At 71.6% G+C, this 18,398-nt stretch carries 12 protein-coding genes; 4 read left to right on the plus strand and 8 right to left on the minus strand.

Translation table 11 applies throughout. The features are described 5' to 3' along the window. Positions 1–3: 3 nt before the first annotated feature. The 6 genes from ASD48_RS39480 to ASD48_RS39505 form a co-directional block, all read right to left on the minus strand. The gene (locus ASD48_RS39480; RefSeq protein ID WP_057606722.1) at positions 4–945 is read right to left on the minus strand and encodes an STM4011 family radical SAM protein; all 942 of its coding nucleotides are present in this window, start codon (positions 943–945) and stop codon (positions 4–6) included. A gap of 10 nt (positions 946–955) precedes the next feature. Then, positions 956–2,320 carry an STM4012 family radical SAM protein gene (locus ASD48_RS39485; protein WP_057606723.1) on the minus strand — a complete coding sequence of 455 codons (1,365 nt, stop codon included), beginning with the start codon at positions 2,318–2,320 and terminating at the stop codon, positions 956–958. After that, positions 2,317–3,144 carry an STM4013/SEN3800 family hydrolase gene (locus tag ASD48_RS39490; protein WP_057606724.1) on the minus strand — a complete coding sequence of 276 codons (828 nt, stop codon included), beginning with the start codon at positions 3,142–3,144 and terminating at the stop codon, positions 2,317–2,319. Before ASD48_RS39490 ends, ASD48_RS39485 begins: the two co-directional genes overlap by 4 nt. Positions 3,145–3,151: 7 nt before the next feature. After that, entirely contained in the window at positions 3,152–4,312 is a 1,161-nt protein-coding gene (locus ASD48_RS39495) for an STM4014 family protein (protein ID WP_057606725.1), read from the minus strand. An 11-nt stretch (positions 4,313–4,323) separates the two neighbouring features. Then, positions 4,324–5,283 carry an STM4015 family protein gene (locus ASD48_RS39500; protein WP_057606726.1) on the minus strand — a complete coding sequence of 320 codons (960 nt, stop codon included), beginning with the start codon at positions 5,281–5,283 and terminating at the stop codon, positions 4,324–4,326. A 658-nt stretch (positions 5,284–5,941) separates the two neighbouring features. Further along, the gene (locus tag ASD48_RS39505) at positions 5,942–7,489 is read right to left on the minus strand and encodes a carboxylesterase family protein (RefSeq protein ID WP_157880781.1); all 1,548 of its coding nucleotides are present in this window, start codon (positions 7,487–7,489) and stop codon (positions 5,942–5,944) included. Between the two features lie 556 nt (positions 7,490–8,045). Between ASD48_RS39505 and ASD48_RS39510 the strand changes: the two genes are divergently transcribed. Further along, the gene (locus ASD48_RS39510; RefSeq protein WP_057606728.1) at positions 8,046–11,786 is read left to right on the plus strand and encodes a S8 family serine peptidase; all 3,741 of its coding nucleotides are present in this window, start codon (positions 8,046–8,048) and stop codon (positions 11,784–11,786) included. A gap of 174 nt (positions 11,787–11,960) precedes the next feature. Then, positions 11,961–12,968, plus strand: a complete 1,008-nt coding sequence (locus tag ASD48_RS39515; protein WP_057606729.1) for a helix-turn-helix domain-containing protein — start codon at positions 11,961–11,963, stop codon at positions 12,966–12,968. A 204-nt stretch (positions 12,969–13,172) separates the two neighbouring features. On the opposite strand, the gene ASD48_RS39520 is transcribed toward ASD48_RS39515, so the two are convergent. Then, positions 13,173–13,895, minus strand: a complete 723-nt coding sequence (locus ASD48_RS39520; RefSeq protein WP_057606730.1) for an FAD binding domain-containing protein — start codon at positions 13,893–13,895, stop codon at positions 13,173–13,175. A gap of 199 nt (positions 13,896–14,094) precedes the next feature. Here ASD48_RS39520 and ASD48_RS39525 point away from each other — a divergent pair, with 199 nt between their 5' ends. Further along, entirely contained in the window at positions 14,095–15,021 is a 927-nt protein-coding gene (locus ASD48_RS39525) for a GNAT family N-acetyltransferase (protein ID WP_057606731.1), read from the plus strand. Positions 15,022–15,069: 48 nt separating this feature from the next. Here ASD48_RS39525 and ASD48_RS39530 read toward each other — a convergent pair whose 3' ends face one another. After that, the gene (locus tag ASD48_RS39530) at positions 15,070–15,933 is read right to left on the minus strand and encodes a leishmanolysin-related zinc metalloendopeptidase (RefSeq protein WP_057606732.1); all 864 of its coding nucleotides are present in this window, start codon (positions 15,931–15,933) and stop codon (positions 15,070–15,072) included. 611 nt (positions 15,934–16,544) lie between these two features. Between ASD48_RS39530 and ASD48_RS39535 the strand changes: the two genes are divergently transcribed. Further along, on the plus strand, positions 16,545–18,398 hold the full coding sequence (locus ASD48_RS39535) for a peroxidase family protein (RefSeq protein WP_057606733.1): 1,854 nt from the start codon (positions 16,545–16,547) through the stop codon (positions 18,396–18,398).

Below are 18,398 nucleotides of genomic sequence, written 5' to 3' on the forward strand. Positions count from 1 at the left end.
CGGTCAGTCCACGTCCTGCGGGTCCGTCGTCCCCGCCCGTGTCACCTCCCGCTTCTCCGCCCGCATCGCGATCGTCGCGATGCGGGCGGAGTGCTGCGCGGGGGCGGCCGCCGGGATCCGCTCCAGGACCCCGCCCGCGAAGACGTCGTACAGCGGCAGCGTCTCGAGGTGCACATAGCCGATGTGGCAGTCGCAGACGGCGAGCGGGCAGGGGCGGGGGCGCAGGGCGGCGCGGTACGAGCCGTCGTAGAGGTTGCCGAGTTCGGCGGGGACGAAGTGGCAGCGCCGGACGGTGCCCTCGCCGTCGACCGAGATCACCGAGTCGCCGGTGCGGCAGGGCAGGCCGGCGCTGGTGTGCGGATGGCGGCTGTACGGGAAGAGCGGGTCGAGGGCGGTCCAGCGGTCGGCCTCGGCGTCCTCGTAGGTGTGTCCCTCGGCGGCGTTGATCCACAGATAGACGTGCGCGGGCAGGTCGGCGCGCAGCCGGCGGGCCGCGTCGAGGTGCTCGGGCAGTCCGACGACGCCGACGCTGAAGCGGATGCCCCGCTCCGACAGTTCGCGGCACTTGCCGAGGAACCGGTCGTACGGCGTCTGGCCGGGGTGGTAGGTGCACCACAGGGCCAGGGTGCCGGGGTCGGCCTCGGCGAGCCAGTCGGTGCGGCAGCTGAGGTTGGTCTGGATGGCGACCCGCCGGATGTGCGGGAGGCGGGAGAGGTCGGCGAGGGTGCGCCGGTACCAGGAGCGGACCAGCCCCTCGCCCCACGGGGTGAACAGGAGCGAGAGCCGGTCGTCGGTGCGGGCCGCCGCCCACTGCGCGAACCGTTCGAGGGCGGCCCGGTCGGCGCGCAGTTGATCCGTGCTGTCGCGCCGCTTGGCGAACGGGCAGTAGGGGCAGTCGTAGTCGCAGGAGGCGAGCGGGCCGCGGTAGAGCAGGGTCAGGTCCATGGCGGCCGGATCACTTCCGCTCGTACGCGGTCATGGCGGCCCGCACGGCCGGGGAGAACAGCTCGGGGCCGATGGCGTCGGAGTGGGCGAGGCCTTCGGGGGTGAGCCTGAGGGCCGTCGGGTCCGTGTCGGTCAGCCAGCCGCGGTCGGCGAAGCGTTCGAGTTCGGGGCCGAAGTCGTCGGCGGGCGCGCCCCCGAAGCGGGCCCGGTAGTCGTCGAGACGCAGGCCCTCGGCCTGGAGCAGCGACTGGAGCAGGTGGCGGCGGCGCGCCTCCCCGGAATTCATGGGGTGGCCGACCTCGGCGTGGGCGAAGTCGGACGGGTCGGCGGCCACGTAGTCGTCGATGATGCCCCGGATCTGGTGCATGCCGACGGCGTAGTCGAAGGAGTAGTGCAGGCCGGCCGTGTAGGAGCGCGCTCCGCAGCCGAGGCCGATCATGCCGTCGGTCTGGCAGGCGTAGTCGTCCGCGCCCTGCGGCGGGGCGTCGGCGCGGCGGAACATGCGCATGGACTGCTGGGTGTAGCCGTGCGCGAGGAGGTGGTCGCGGCCCGCCCGGTACAGGCGCAGCCGCTGCTCGTCCCAGGCCGGGTCGGGGCCCGGCGCCGCTCCCGGTCCGGGGCCACGGCGGTCGAGGCCGGTCAGGGGACGGACGTAGAGCGGGTAGAGGTAGAGCTCCTCGGGCCGCCAGGCGAGGGCCGCGTCCAGGGAGTGCCGCCAGGTCTGCTCGGTCTGGCCGTCGATGCCGTAGATCAGGTCGATGTTGAGGACCGGGACGGTGGTGTCGCGGACGCGGGCCAGGGCCGCCTCGACCTCGGCGCGGCGCTGCGGTCGGACGGCGGCCCTGGCCTCGGCGTCGACGAAGCTCTGGACGCCCAGGCTCAGTCGGGTGGCGCCCCGGCCGGCCAGGACGGCGAGGCGGTCGGCGGTGGCCGTGGCGGGCGAGGCCTCGACCGAGAGCGGGACCGCGCGGAGGTCGGCGCCCATGCGGTGCTCGGCGATGTCACAGAGCCGGTCCAGCTCGGCGGCGGTGAGGAAGGTGGGGGTGCCGCCGCCGAAGGCGGCCGTGGCGAAGCGGACCTCTTCCGTCTCCCCCAGTGCCTCCCGTACGGCGATCGCCTGCCGTTCGAGGGCGTCCAGATAGGCGCCGGTCAGTCCGTCGGGGGCGCCGATGCGGGTGAAGAGGTTGCAGAAGCCGCAGCGGACCTCACAGAACGGTATGTGCAGGTAGAGGGAGAGCGCGTCCTTGGGCTCGGCCGCCCAGAGGGCTTTCAGGGACGGGCGGTCGGGGAGCTCGCGGTAGGCGGTCTTGTGCGGGTAGGCGTAGACGTAGTGCTGGTACGGGCTGACGCGGGTGGCCGGTTCGGCGGTGGTCATCGGCCGGCCTCCGTCGGACGGGGTGCGGGGTCGAGGAAGAAGTGGGCGTACGGAACGGTCCACACGGACTCGTGGCCGAGGCGGTGGCCGGTGTAGCCGTCGTCGCCGTAGGCGGTGCCGTGGTCGGAGCAGACGATCGCGAAGCAGCGGCGCCTGCTGCTCGCGGCGGCGAACAGGCGCCCGATGTGCCGGTCCACGTACTCCAGCGCGGCGGCGTGCGTCTCCCGGCTGTCGCCGGTCTCGCGGGTCGCGCCGGGCAGGTGGAACCAGTTCGGCTGGTGCAGGGCGGACACGTTGACGAAGAGGAACAGCCGCTGCTCGTGCGGGAGCCGGCGTACGACGCGCTCGGCGTGGGCGACCTGGTTCTCGAAGGACTCGGGTGAGGTGACGCCGAACTCCGGTGCCCAGTGGGATTCGTGGAACAGGCCGGGCAGCACCGAGCCCAGCGGGCCCTGCTTGTTGAAGAAGCCGACTCCCCCGATGCAGACGGTGTGGTAGCCGTCCTCGGCGAGGCCCGAGACGAGGTCGGGGGTGTCGTAGACGTAGGTGCCGCCCGCGGTGGTCTCGCTGCCCGCGAAGCTCGCCGCGAACAGACGCGGATGCGGTCCGGGGGCGGCCGGGGTCGGCAGGAAGCCCGCGAAGATCGCCTGGTGGGAGGCGTAGGTGAAGCTGCCCGGCGCGTGCCGCTCCTCCCAGCGGCCGCCGGGGAGATGGCGGGCCAGGTGCGGGATGCGGCCCGCGGCCGCCAGCTCGGCGGCGACGTCGTGGCGGAGGGTGTCGAGGGTGACGAGCAGGAGGTCGTGGCTGCCCACCACCTCGTTCATATCGGGCTCAGGCATGCGGTGTTCCTGTTCTGTACCGGGCGAGGTCACCCAGGACGGCGGCCACTTGGGCGGCGTGGGTGTCGAGGCCCTCCGCACCGCTGCCGGGCAGACCGGTGAGCCGGGGCAGCAGGTCGCCGAAGGCGTTGACCTCGCCGACCGCGGCCCTGCGCCAGCCCACGGCCGGCAGCAGGTCGACTCCGACGCACAGGGTGCCCGGGAAGCAGGCCGCGGCCTGCTCGCACACACCCAGCAGGTCGGTCCAGCGGGCGCCCGCCGCCTCGACGTTCTCCCGGACGGCGTCCAGGTCGCCCCGGCGGCCGCCGAGATGGAGGTTGGTCATCGGCGAGCGGCTGGTGCGCACCACCGCGTGGGTGGCGCGACCGGCCACGACGACCACCCTGAGGTCGGCGGCCCGGCCGTCCTGGGAGGCCTTCGGCAGCCAGCGCTCCAGGTGCAGTCCGTCCGGGGCGAGCGCGTCGACGATGGCCGCGATGTCCTGCTCGCGTTCGTAACGGCGTACCCGGAGGGAGTTGTACAGGCCGCCGTCGGCGGCGAGTTCCACGGAGGTGGTGGCCCTGACGCGGCCGCCGCCGCCCGACTCGACGGCGAGGACGCCCGAGGCGGACGATCCGTGCGCGGGCTTCACGAAGAGCCGGGCCATCCGGTGCTCACGCATGGACGCGCGTACGTCGTCCCAGCCGCGCACCGGCGCGCCCCGCGGGCCCGAGGTGGGTGACGCGGGCACCGGAACGCCCGCCGCGTCCAGGACGGCGTGGCAGAGCCGCTTGTCGAACAGCACCGCGATCTCGTCCGTATCGTCGAGGCGGACGCCGCCGCGCAGGCTGCGTACCGCGGCGGTGAAACGGGTGTACCAGCGGGCCGAGCCCTCGACCCGCGTCGGATCGGCGGCTCCGCGCAGCAGCCGGTCGACCTCGGGGTTCTCGCCGGGCGAGTCCAGGCGGACGATCTCCTCGGCGGCGAAGTCGGCGCCGCCGTCGCTCAGTACCTCCGCCCACGGCACGACCCGCGGGGCCGGCAGGCCGGCCGCGCGTACCGCGTCCTCGAAGAGGGCGACCCGGCGGTTCTCCGGGTTGCCGACGACCGCCAGACGCGGCTCGGGCGCGCGCTCCGGGCGGAACCCGCCGGGGGAGGAGGGACGGTGACCCATGGGTGGGGTGCTCACTCCCCGACGGCGACGTAGCGCCACGTCGTGCCGTCGTCGTCCGCGTCCTCCTCGGCGTCGTCGCGGTCGAGGTCCACCTCGACGCCCGCGGTCTCCACGGTTCGCCGGACGCGCTCCTGGAGGGACTCGCTCAGGTAGTGATGGTGCAGGTCGAGCTTCTTGAGGTGGGTGAGCGGCTGGCCGCCGAGCAGGGCGGCCGCGCCCTCGTCGGTCAGCACGCCCATGGAGAGGTCCAGCACCTCCAGCCGGGCGACCACGGGCGCGGACGCGACGGCCGCGGCCACGGCGTCCTGGATCTCGCTGTTGCGCAGGGCGAGGTGACGCAGGCCCGGCAGCCGGGCGCCGGACAGGATCGGCTCCAGGTCGGCGACCTCGCTGTCGCCGCCGTACTCGGGGGTGCCGAGCCACAGGTCGAGGTGGACCAGCGCGGGCAGGTCGCTGCCGCCGATCCCGCGCACGACCTCCGCGGGCAGCCCGCCCGTCTCGATCACGAGCCCGCGCAGCGCGCGGTGGCTCACGGCGGGGAAACGCAGCCCGGACCCGCCGCGCACGCCGAACTCCTCCAGCGCGGGGTACGCGGCGAGCACCGGGGTGACGTCGGTCTGGTTGATCCAGGAGATCTCGCACTCCTCCCCCACCATGTCCCCGAGGAACACCGCCCGCAGCGCGGGGAACCGGTCCCGGGCGGCCACCAGCGCCTCGATGACGTCGGAGGGGTCCGTGTCGTAGGCCTCCTGCCAGGCGCCGACGATCAGGGCTCGCACGCGGGTGGTGTCGACGGCGGAACAGAAGCGCGCGAACGCCTTCGTCCAGTCCTCGTCGGCGTCGTACACGTCGCTGGTGACGCGCCAGGCGACCGTCTCGGGGTCGGGCAGGTCGTCCGTCCTGCCGCCGGGGCCCGGGAAGGTGTGGGCCGGCAGCCGGTACAGCGCGTGCAGGTGGTCGGTGACGGTCATGCGGCTGCTCCCGGGAGAAAAGACGATGCGCGGTCCGTGATGTGTCCGCAGTTCTACCAACAGGCACTGACAACACCCGTCGGCGGGTCGTCGGTTCAGGCCCGTTGCCAGCGCTGGTTCCTTGTCGTGGGGCCGCGAGCCGAACTGCTGGGCGCGAGTCGGCCTCGTCCTGTCAACAGGGCTCTCAGGCCCGGGCATACTCGAAGGCTCGGCTCGCGCCCACGAAGGTCGACTCCCGCCGGCCTTCGTCTCCCATCAGGCGTACTCCTCCGGGCCTGGATCTGCCGGAGAGCAGCGAGACCGAGGGGACTCCAGGGTGGAGGGCGGCGGAGCGGCGGGACCGGCCGTTGACCATCTGGACGAGGCGGATCGCCACGTCCCGTCGTAGCTGCCGTCTCGGTGCGTCGAGCGTGTCCAGTGGGGCCGCCCAGTGCTCCGGGCAGCACGGCGGGGACGATGCGGGGTCCGAGTGGGAGGCCCTGCCTGTCCACACCTTCGGCTGCCCGTTGATGCCAATTCACCGACGGCTGCAGCCGATCTCGCTGCCAGGACTGAGTCCCTGTGTCCGTCACCTGAACACAGGGCCCCGTCGTCGCAGAGTCGGGATCATCTTTCGTGGCTTCGACCGCTGGATGCACTGTCCCGTGAAACCGCGAGGTCAGTAGGGGGTCGTTCGGGACTCCAGGTACGTCCGCAGGAAAGCGAACTTGCCTGTCGTGTCGGCGGAGTCGATCACCTTGGTGGACGCGCCCAGTGCGAGGGTGACCGGCTTGCCGGTGCGGAGAGCCGGCCAGACGGGCAGGCCCTTGCCGTTGGGGTCTCCGTGGGCGGCGAAGTTCACCAGGTAGGAGGAGGCGGTGTCGGCGATCTGGTGGTCGGCCGAGGTCCAGGGGCGGTCGGTGGTGCGCAGGTTGCCGAACATGTAGGAGATCTCTGCGCCGTGGTAGGCGCCCGCGGTGTTCGTGCCCACGATCGGATTGGTGGTGTCGGTTCCGGGCGGGGCCTGGGTGAACCAGTAGGTGAAGACCGGGCTGCGGTTGTGCGCGACTGCCTTGAACTGGGTACCCCACAGGAAGGTGGAGACCCGCTCCTCGTCACGGCAGTAGGCGTTGTACTGCTCGGCGGCCTCGATGTCGGTGGTCGCGGAGTACAGCTTGAGGAAGGCCGCGGCCCGCTCTCCGAAGGTCTCGGCGGCGAATTCTTGATATGCGTCGACGCTCAGGGTGAGGGTCGGGGAGGCCCCGTTCTCGTCCTTGTTGTTGCCGGTGAAGACCGGGATGTCGGTCTCGGCGCCGGATGTCATCGCACCGGTGTAGGTGGTGGGCAGGACGTACCCGTCGAGGACGTTGCCGAAGTCGGTCGCGTCCGCCGGTGCCGAGGGGGCGTAGGTCTTCGCGACCAGCTCTGGGGCGCTGATCGCGCGAAGCGCGGCCAGCGAGGAGACACCCAGGTATTTCTGGTAGGCGGCGCCCACCGCCTCGGCCCGCGCCAGCGGGTTGTAGCCGCCGGCGACATGACCGAGTGCGGGATCCTTGGTGTACTGCACGCCGGCCCACAGCGCGGCACGGTGGAACAGACCGCGGGCAAGCCGCGAGATCATGAGGATGTTGACGAAGGACGAGCCGTGCGACCATCCCGCCAGGGTCACCCGGTCCGGGTCGCCGCCGAATGCGCTGATGTTGTGCCGTATCCAGCGAAGGCAGGCGACCGTGTCCTGGGCCCCCCAGTTACCGGAAGCTCCGTGCCCGCTCTCCGCGCTCAGCTCGGGCAGCGCCAGTCCACCGAACGGGCCGACCCGGTGGTTGAAGGTGACCACCACCGCGCCCTTCGCGGCGAGGGCTGCGCCGTCGTAGATCGGCTGCGAGGCCCACATCGCCGAGTTGCGTCCGCCGTAGATCCAGACCACGACCGGGCGGCGTTCCTTGCCGGAGGAGGCGGCGGTCCAGATGTTGAGGTTGAGGCAGTCCTCGCTCAGTTCTGGCACCTGGCGGGCGGGAATGCCGTCGACCGGCTGCGGGCAGGCCGCGCCCCAGGTGTCCGCCTTGCGGACCCCCTTCCAGGAGGCCGCGGGCTGCGGTGCCCTCCACCGGTTGCGTCCTGTGGTGGAGGCCGCGTAGGGAATGCCTTTGAAGACCGTGACGCCGTGGAGAGGAGCGGGAACACCGCTCACCAGACCGGCTTCCGTTCTGACCGGCTCGGCGGACATGCCTGTCCGTCCGGACGCGGCTGCGGCTGCGGCCGGGCTGACGCCCACGCCATTCAGAAGTGCGGCTCCGGCGGCGGCACCAGCAGCCCCGCCGAGGAGGCGTCGGCGACCAAGCGCGGTGGAGTGGTGCGGGGAAGACGGATTTCGCTGGGGAGTCAAAGAGGGCTCTCTTCCTGGGCAGGGCAGGTCGAGCGGAGCCGTGACGCCACGACCGGACCACCTGCGAACGAGTCGCCTCATGCTGGGCCAACCCGGCAGGGACGACAACGGTGCAGACACGGACGCACAGCTTCCTCAGCGCAACCTCATCGTGCGGGTCACGTAGTTGACACGAACAAGGCAAGCAGCCGACAGCGGTGCTGCGGGCCCGCCGGCTCGACGCCGATCGTCACACGGCGCGGCCACGAAGTGCCGCTGCTCGGAAGAGTGCGACTGCTCTGAAAAGTGCTGCCTTGCCCGGGCGTACGCCGTTTGCGGTCGGCAAGTCCTTGCCATGGCGAGGACTTGCCGTCGTCCGGCCTTCACGGCGGCGTGAACCGGCCGATAGACCCATGGCATGTCCTCCCCCTCTCACTCTTCCGCCTTCCGGCGCAGACGCCGACGGCTCATCCGCGCGGCCACCGCACTGCCGCTGCTGGCGTCGGGGCTCGCGGTTCTGCAAGCGCCCGCACAAGCCGCTCCGAGCGAACCCACCGTTCCCCCACGGTCCTCGGCGACCCACAAGGTCACCCTGGTCACCGGCGACATCGTCACCGTCACCACGATGGCCGACGGCAAGCAGACCGCCGGCGTCGACCGTCCGGACAGCTCCGTCGGAGGCGTAAGGATCCAGGAGATCAAGGGTGACCTGTTCGTCATCCCGGACGAGGCGGCTCCGCTGCTGGGCACCGGCAAGCTGGACCGCCGGCTGTTCAACGTCACTGACCTGATCGAGATGGGCTACGACGACGCGAAGTCGCCCGCGGTACCGCTGATCGCGTCCTACGCCCGGCCGAAGTCCCGCTCCGCCGCCGGGCCCGAGCCGACGGCCCCCCGGGGCAGCAGGCTGACGCGCAAGCTCGAGGGCATCCGCGGTGCCGCGCTGAGCACCGAGAAGCGGCAGGCCCGCACCTTCTGGACCACCGTCGCGCCGCAGGGCAGCGCGACACTGGGCGCCGGTGTGTCGAAGCTGTGGCTCGACGGTCGGGTGACGGCAGGTCTGAAGGAGAGCGTGCCGCTGATCGGCGCGCCCGAGGCCTGGGCGGCCGGCTACACCGGCAAGGGCGTCAAGGTCGCGGTGCTCGACACCGGCATCGACGTGAACCACCCCGACTTCGCCGGGCTGATCGACGGCACCACCAGCTTCGTGCCGGGTGAGGGCGTCACCGACGTCAACGGGCACGGCACGCATGTGGCCGGCACGATCGTCGGTTCCGGCGCCGCGTCAGGCGGCGACAACAAGGGTGTCGCCCCCGGCGCCGACCTGTTCGTCGGCAAGGTGCTCGGCGGCGCGGAGGGCTACGGCCAGGACTCCTGGGTCATGGCCGGCATGCAGTGGGCCGCCGAGTCCGGTGCGGACGTCGTCAATATGAGCCTCGGTGACTCCTACCCGACGGACGGCAGCGACCCGATGTCGCAGACGGTCGACGCACTGTCCGCGCGGTACGGCACGCTGTTCGTCATCGCCGCCGGCAACGCGGGCCCGGAGAGCATTTCCGCCCCGGGCGCGGCCGCCTCCGCGCTGACCGTGGCGGCCACGGACAAGCAGGACCGGCTGGCGTCCTTCTCCAGCACCGGCCCGCTGGCCTACTCGGGCGGCATGAAGCCGGACATCGCGGCGCCCGGCGTGGACATCACCGCGGCCCGTTCGCAGGACATGACCGACGGCGGCGAGGGCCTGTACCGCACCATCAGCGGCACCTCCATGGCCACCCCGCACGTGGTCGGCGCGGCGGCGATCCTGGCCCAGCAGCATCCGGACTGGACCGGCGCACAGCTCAAGGAACACCTGATGAGCACCGCGAAGGGCCTGGACGGCGGGTACTCGCCGTACGAGGTCGGCACCGGCCGCCTCGACGTGGCCGCCGCCGTGCGCACCACGGTCCGCGGCACCGGATCGCTCTTCTTCGGCAACCACACCTGGCCGCACGAGCCGAGCGACGTCGCCGTCACGAAGGACCTGACCTTCACCAACACCGGTCCCGCCGATGTCACGCTGGACCTGGCGCTGACCGACGACGGCGGCCCGTTCGCGCTGGGAGCCGGCACGGTGACCGTCCCGGCGGGCGGCACCGCCGCCGTCCCGGTGACGGCTGACCCGCGAACCGCACCGGCAGGCCGGCACGTCGGCTACGTGACAGCCACCGACACGGCCACCGGCAAGCCGGTGACCCGCACGTCCGTGGCACTCCTGAAGGAGGAGGAGCGCTACGACCTGAACATCAAGCTGGTCGGCCGGGACGGCAAGCCCGCCGCGGGCTGGGTGGGCATCAACCTGGCCGGTGACGTCTGGCCGTGGAACGTCTACGTCGACGGCTCGACCACCCTGCGCATGGCACCCGGCCTGTACACCGTCGCCGGGTACCTCGACGTGGCCGGCGAGAAGGCGGACCGCTCGGGTCTGGCCGTGCTGGTCGACCCGGAGACCGTGATCGAGGACGGCTCCGTGGACGTGGTGCTGGACGCCGGCAAGGCACGCCTGCTGGAGACCGAGGCACCGCAGCGCACCGAGGACCGTCAGCGCAAGGTCGACTTCAACGTCCACTACAAGGGCCTGGACCCGTACCTGGACTACCGCAGCGCGTACGTGCTGCCGCCGACGTACGACGACGTGTACGTCGCGCCGACGCAACCGATGAAGCAGGGCGATTTCCTCCTCACCACCCGCTGGCGCAAGGGCGAGCCGCAGCTCGGCCTGAGCGCCTTGGGCGGGCGACTCCGCTTCGACGCGGTGGTGCAGGCGGGCAGCTCCCTGGGCACCGCCACAGACAGGCTGGAGGCCGTCTACGCGGGCAACGGCTCTGCGGCCGCCTACCAGAAGGTCAGGGCCAAGGGCAGAGCCGTCGTCGTCGAGCGCAGCGACGAGGTCTCGCCGCAGGAGCGCGCCGAGGCCGCGGTGGCGGCCGGGGCGAAGGCGCTGATCGTGGTCAACGACGGTGTCGGTGCCCTGGTGGAGTACGTCGGCGAATCGAGCATCCCGGTCGCCACCGTGCACCGCGACGCGGGCCGGGACCTTGTCTCGATGGCAAGGACCGGCCGCTTCCAGCTGACCGCGAAGCAGACCGAGTACACGCCGTACGTGTACGACCTGACCCGGGACTACCCCGGTCAGGTACCGGACCGGGCCCTCGTCTACAAGCCGACCCAGCGTGACCTCGCCCGGATCGACGCCCGCTACTACTCGGCCGCGGGCGGCAGGTCGGCGGAAGGCTACCGGTCCGACTTCACCCTCAGCCCGTCGTTCAACCTCCCTGAGCTCGAGCGGCACCCGGGCACCCGGACCGAATGGGTGACCCCGGGTCAGGTCTGGCGGGAGTTCCACGCCCAGGGCACCGACGGCCCCCTGCCGTGGACGATGGTGTCGGGCGACAACACGTACACCAAGGGCAGCAGCACCCGTCTGGATTGGTTCGCTCCGGCGACGCGGCCGGGCCAGAGCGAGTCCTTCGGCGTCTACAACTCCCGCTGGCAGAACTACATGACCTGGAACGTGCAGGCGTGGGCGTCCGCCAGCGGCACCATGCGGCTGGGCGGCTACCTGCCGTGGGGCGAGACACCGTCCCACCTGCAGATCTTCCAGGGCGACACACTGATCCACGACAACCCGGTCAGCGGGGACATGCAGTGGCAGGAGGTACCGGCGGGCAACCTGCCCTACCGCGCCGTCCTCGACGTGGAGCGGCCCGGTGACGTCTTCCGGCTGTCGACGCGCACCCACACCGAGTGGACGTTCCTGTCCGGCACCGTCGACTCGGACGACTTCGTGCCGTTCTCGGTGCTGAACCTGGACTACAGGCTGGAGTCGGACCTGCACGGCGACGTCAAGGCCGACGCGACCCAGCGGATCGCGCTCAAGCCGGTGTCGATGGACCTCGGCACCGTGCCGGGCAAGGTCACCACGGTGAAGCTGGACGTCTCGTACGACGACGGCGCCACCTGGCAGAAGGTGCCCCTGAGCAAGGGCGCCGGCGGCTACTGGGAGAGCTCGTTCAGGACGGCGAAGAAGCCCGGCGGCTTCCTCTCGGTCCGCGCGAGCGCCAGGACGGACCGCGGCTTCAGCGTGAGCAACGACATCATCCGGGCGTACGGCCTGCGATGAACCGACGAGGAGGATGAACCGGCGATGAGCCACACGGAAGGGCCCCGGGGAGGCGACTCCTCGGGGCCCTTCCCCTCGCACCCGCTGCACCCCCTCCCCGCAGGGACTGTTCAGGGTCCGCCGCCATGGCGGATACTCTCCCCGCTGCGGCAAGCGGGAGAGGGTCGATCACCGATGCTGGACGTTCTGGGCCTCGAACCCGACGACGAGCGCGTCTACCGGGCGCTGCTCGGAAGGCCGAACTCCACCGCGGCCGCGCTGGCGGATCTGTTCGTCGTACCGCGGGCCCACGTCGACAAGGCCCTGTCCCGGCTGGTCGAGTGGGGACTGGTGATCCGGTCGGCGGACGAGCGGTTCACCACCGCGCCGCCGGCCATGGCGCTCGGCGCGCTCATCAGCCAGCGCCGGGACGGACTGCGCCAGGCCGAGCAGGCGCTGGTGACCTTCGCCGAGGAACACCGGGCGGCGATGACCGGGAGCAGCATCGACGATCTGATCGAGGTCGTCACGGGCGTCGACGCCATCCGCCATCGCTTCCTCCAGGTGCAGCAGGCGGCCCGCACGCAGGTCCGCAGCTTCATCACGGCACCGTTCCTCGCCGTACCGCCCGACGAGAACACCGCCGAACCCGTGGCCATCCGCCGCGGCGTGCACTTCCGGGCGGTACTGGACCGGGACGTGCTGGCGGAGCCGGGAATCGTCGCCGACGCGGTCGACTCACTGCGCAACGGCGTGCAGCTGCGCGTCGCCGACCAACTGCCCATGAAGCTCGTGCTGGCCGACGCCGACCTGGGCCTGGTCCCGCTCGCGGTCACACCGGCCGGGGAGCCCGGCGCTGTGCTGCTGCACCGCAGCGGCCTGCTGGACGCGCTGGACGCGCTGTTCGAGACGGTATGGCGCACCGCTCACCCCCTCGAACTGTCGGGCCCCGGCGGAGAAGCCGAAACCACGGTGGAACTCGGCGCGGAAGGCCCGACCGACCTCGACCGAAAGATCCTCGCGCTCCTGCTGGCCGGCCTGACCGACCAGACGACCGCGACCCAGCTGGGCCTGTCGCCCCGCACGCTCCACCGCCGCCTGCGCCTACTCATGGACATGGCCGGAGTGCGCACCCGCATGCAACTCGGCGCCCACGCAACCCGACACGGCTGGGTCGAACCACCGGCACCGAGCCGGATGTGACGGCGCCCGTATCAGCACGCGTCCCGGCTCGGTGCCCGCGGCAGTCCTGTCGACGGCGCTTGGCCGCCTCACGGTTCATCGGCTGCACGGAGGGCGACCGGCGGGCGGCGCATCGACGTGGCAGTCCGCCTCGGCGGCCCGCCCTCAACGACCGGCGCCGACGCGGTGGGCAGCGGCCGAGGCGGCGCGTCTTCCGGTCCGGCCTCAGCCTCGCGCGACGCGGGCCAGTACGTCGGTGACCCGGGCGCGGACCGCGTCCCGGGCGACGGCGGGAAGTGCCCCCAGGTCGGTGCCCGCCAGGGCGTGCAGGACCTGTTCGGGGTCCGGGTCGTACGGCGTGCTCTCGCTGAACACCTCGTAGCCGTCGCGTACCGCCACCCGGAGTTCACGGGGGCTGCCGCCGTCGCCGTGCACCGCTGCGGCCACGACGAGGGGTGGCGGGCCGCCCGCCTCGCCCTCCAGCTTGCGGTAGCCGCTGACCAGGGGTGTGCGCCAGCGCAGGGCGAGGAGTACGTGACGCTTCGCCAGCAGCTCGGTCAGATCGGTCTCGTAGACGCTGCCGGGTTCCAGGACGGTGGCCCGGGCGTCCAGGACGAGGGCCGCCGGGAGCAGACAGCGCAGGGTGCTGCCGACGATGTTGCCGCCGACCGTGGCGGCCCGGCGCACCGCGCCGGTGCCCACGCCGGAAGCCGCCCGGTGCAGCGCCTCGGGCACGGTCGCGTCGACCCGGTTCAGCAGCACGGCACCACCGAGTTCCTCGGGGCCGACGGTGCCTGCCTCCGGCACGTTGCGCAGCGACACGGCCTGCTCGGGGAAGCCGTCCCGCTGCCAGCCGGCCCACACGAGCGTGGCACCTCCTACCGGCACCGCTCCCTCGGCCAGACACCGCTGGGCTTCGGATATGGAGGAGGGAAGACGCAACTGCACGACAACCGACCTGCCTTCCCTGGAAGTTCGTGGCGAGCGACACGGTGTCATCGTGTGTCCCCGTGTTCACCCGCCCGCATGATCAATGGCAGAACGGATTCTGCCCAGGCACACGGGGGCGCATACAGGGCTCATGGCCGCACCTTGCGCAACATGAAATTGCGTTGCGGCCGACTCCCCTCCCCCGGACCCTGGCGCCATGGCCTACGTCCTGCGTCCCGCCGCGCTCTCCGACGCCCCTGCCGTCACCGCTCTCCTCAACGAGATCGACTCCATCGAGATCGGCCGGCCCGAGACGGACCTGCACACCGTCGAGGCCGATCTGAAGCATCCGCAGACGGATCTGGAGCGTGACTCCTGGCTCGCCTTCGACGGGGAGCGGCTGGTCGGCTACGGGCTGCTGTGGGACGAGTCGGGCGGCGAACGCGTCGACATCGACCACTACGTCCTGCCCGACGACCAGGAGGCCGGCCGGCTCGTCCTGGCGGCGATGGAGAGCCGGGCGCTGGGGAAGGCTCGGGAGAACGGCGCCGGGCGGGCCGTGGTGCATCTGCATCTCAACGCGGCGCCCACGCTCGACACCGGACTGCTCCGGGCCCGCGGCTGGTCGGTCGTACGGCGGTATCACGTGCTGCGCCGCCCCCTGGACCGGGCCGGGGACCAGCCGCCGGCGCTGCCCGCGGGGGTCCGGCTGCGGTCCTGCGTCACCGAGGCGGACCGGGTCCGTGTCCACGCGCTCTACCAGTCGGCTTTCGCGGAGCACTTCGACTTCCAGCCGCGCGGCTACGGGCAGTGGCTGCACGACGTGGACGCGGCGGGGCTCGACTGGTCGCTCGTGTGGATCGCCGGCACGGACGAGTCCGGGGACGCCGGGTTCCTGATGGCCCGCGACGACCGCGAGGCGATGGGGTGGATCCGCAGTATCGGCGTGCTGCGCGCGGCCCGGGGAGGCGGGCTGGCCGGAATGCTGCTGCGGCATGCCTTCGCGGCCTTCGCCGCCCGGGGCCGGGACACCGTCGGGCTGGGCGTGGACACCTCCAACGCAACCGGCGCGCCCGGGCTGTACGCGCGCCACGGCATGGTCCTGCACTACGCCGTGGACACCTGGGAGGCCGTCCTGCGCTGACCGCGCGTTCGGTCCGCACCCGGACGGCCTCCTCAGGGGCGGGACCGCCTACGGTGTCGCGGCGGGAAGCCGCGTCGGCACCACCGGAAGCATCATGCCGTCACCGAGTGGCGCCGTGTGCGGCACGAGGGCGCCCTCCCTGGCGATCTGGAGCAGATTCGGCAGTGTGTAGGGTTCGGCGCCGTCGAGGTCGACCTGGTAGCCGAGGTCGCCGAGGCTCGCCGCCGTCATCCGGCTCAGCGGGTTGCCGGCTCCGGAGATGAACGGCGACATGAGTTCGTTGACGAAGACCGCCTCACGCCAGTGGCTGTCCCGAGTGCCGGGCCCGCCGAAGTTGGCGACCGGTACCGGGACCGGGTCCTCCTCCCCGAGCAGTGCGGCGAACTCGGCCATCGCCCCGGGGCCGACGAAGGTGGGGTTCTGGGTTCCGGCACCCTTGAGGAGGCCGAACGCCGTCCACAGGGTGCCGATGCCCAGGACGTGTCCCATCTCATGGGTGATCACGTCGACGAGCGTGCCGTCCGCTTCCATCTTGGTGAGATCGCCGGAGTCGAACCTCATCACGCCCTTCGCCGGCAGAAGCGCCCCGAACTGCGCGGCCTCGTCACGGAAGTCGGTGGGGCCGGCCATCCCCAGTACGCGGCCGGGGCCGTCGATGGTGACCCCTTCGGCCTCGATGAGCAGATCGTCGATGACGTCGCCGTTGACGAGCGCGGTGTCCAGGTCCCCGACGATGACCTTCGCCCAGCGGTCGGCCGCCGCGGCGAAGGCGTCCTGCTGATTGCCCGTCAGCCCGCCGAGGAAGCGGATCTCGATGGTGAACGGTGACGTCGTGCGGGCTACTTCTCTGGCCCGCTCGAAACTGGCGACCGCTCGATACGTCTGGAAGGTGTTGGTGGCGACCTTGCTCATCACGGTGGTCCTCCATGTCGGCCCGGACGAAGAGTCACCCCTCTCCCCACACTAGGCCGACAGGGTGGGGCGTGCGCGTCGACGACCCGCCCCGTCTCGGGTGATCGAGTGACGAGGACGCGAGCTGTTTCAGGTTCAACAGGGACCGGAATCAGGCGGAGTTGTCCGGGTCGTACGGGGACAGGCGGACCGGGGCGAGGCCGCCTCCGAGCCGAGGGCGCGGCGCACGCACGAACGGGTGCGTTACGCGTCGAGGTGGGGACGGGTGTCGAGACGGGTGTCGAGTCGCACCGGTGACGCGGCGCCGGCGCGGGTCCTTGAGGTGCGGGTGAGCGGCGGCTCTCATAGCATGGTATTCGGAGTGTTTTGAGGGTATTTGCGCGCCGGTGTCCGATGCGGGCTCGGCCGGCCGCCGACGGCGCCCCTGGCCGACGCCGTCCCATCGGCCAGGACAAGCGGTTGCGGCAGCCTCCGACTGCTTCGGCTCCCTCGCTTCTCCCGCTCCTTCGTTCCGCGGCCGTCGCCCACGAGGGCGTGCGCCGTTTCCGTGTCGGATTCACGCATTAATGCATTCACACATTCACGCATTCGCGCAGGACAGGAGCAACGTGATGAGCGACCGACGACGCGCCGCACGGCGTCCCTCGGGCGGATACCGTACGTCCTTGCCCTGGCGGATCGTCACCCGAGGCGCCGAGTACATCGACCGGCGCTTCGGCTGGGACAGACTGCCCGTCCTGCCCGGTCTGCTGACACTCCTCGGGCTGCGCGTCAGGCTCCGGCAGAAGAACCTCCACGACACCGGGCAGCTGCCCTCGGTCGGTCTCGCCGGTGCGGCGCCCCCGTCCGAGGGCCACAAGGTCAACCGGACCGCCGACGGCAGCCACAACGACCTCGGCGAGCCTCGGATGGGCATGGCGGGCACGCGCTTCGGCCGGAACATCCCGCTGGACCGGATCGCCCCGGCCGCGCCCGAGGACGTCCTGTCGCGGCCGAGCCCTCGCGAAGTCAGCCGCGCGCTGCTCACGCGGGACGGACTGACCCCGGCGGAGTCGGTCAACTCCCTGGTCGCCGCCTGGCTCCAGTTCATGGTCCGCGACTGGTTCAGCCACGGTACGAGCCCCACGGAGCGGCCCTGGGAACTCCCCGTCGCGGACGACGACCCGTGGCCGGAACATCCCATGCGGATCATGCGGACGCCGGACGACCCGACGCGCGACCCCGCCGCACCGGCCGGGACGCCCGACACCCGCGTGAACGTCTCCTCCCACTGGTGGGACGCCTCGCAGCTCTACGGATCGAACGAGTCCGAGCAGCGCCTGATACGCACCGGCGAGCGGGGCAGGGTGCACCTGTGGGACGACGAGCAGTCACCGTTCCGCTCGGACCCCTCCCGCGATCCCTCGCGGGTGCCCGGCTTCTGGCTGGGTCTGGCGATGATGCAGCACCTGTTCGCCCGGGAGCACAACGCGATCTGCGACCACCTGCACGGCGCCTACCCGTCCTGGGGCGACGAGGAGTTGTTCCAGCGCGCCCGTCTGATCAACGCCGCGCTGCTCGCCAAGATCCACACCGTGGAGTGGACCCCGGCGGTGATCAGCCACCCCACCACCGTCACGGCCCTGCGCGCCAACTGGTGGGGCCTCGCGGGCGAGCGCGTCCACAACCTGTTCGGCCGGAACAGCGGCAGCGAGGTCGTCAGCGGTATCCCCGGGGGCAGGACGGACCACTACGGCGTCCCGTACGCGCTCACCGAGGAGTTCGTCGCCGTCTACCGCATGCACCCGCTGATCCGTGACGAATGGCACCTGCGCTCCGCCGCCGACGACGCCACCCTGCGGCACTGCACCCTCCGTGACATCTCGGGCCCCGGTGCGCTGAAGGTCCTGGACACCACCGGGACGGCCGATCTGCTCTACAGCTTCGGCACCCTGCACCCCGGACTGGTCACCCTGCACAACTTCCCCCGGTTCCTGCAGGAGTTCGAGCGTCCCGACGGCCGCGTTCAGGACCTCGCCGCCACCGACATCCTGCGCTCCCGTGAGCTGGGCGTCCCTCGCTACAACGAGTTCCGGCGTCTGCTGCGGCTGAAGCCGGCGAAGACCTTCGCGGAGCTGACGGAGAACCCGCGGTGGGCGGAGCAGATCGAACGGCTCTACGACGGGGATGTCGAGAAGGTCGATCTCATGGTCGGGCTGTACGCGGAACGGCTGCCGGCCGGATTCGCCTTCAGCGACACGGCGTTCCGCATCTTCGTCCTGATGGCCTCGCGCCGGCTGAACAGCGACCGCTTCTTCACCGAGTACTACACGCCCGAGGTGTACTCCAAGGCCGGTATGGCCTGGATCGACGACAACAGCATGATCACGGTGCTGCTGCGCCACCACCCGGAACTGCGTTCGGCGCTCGCGGGCCTGACGAACGCGTTCGTGCCGTGGCACACCGCCGGAAGGACGGTGGACTGA

The organism is Streptomyces sp. Root1310 (genome assembly GCF_001426425.1).
GTDB lineage: Bacteria > Actinomycetota > Actinomycetes > Streptomycetales > Streptomycetaceae > Streptomyces.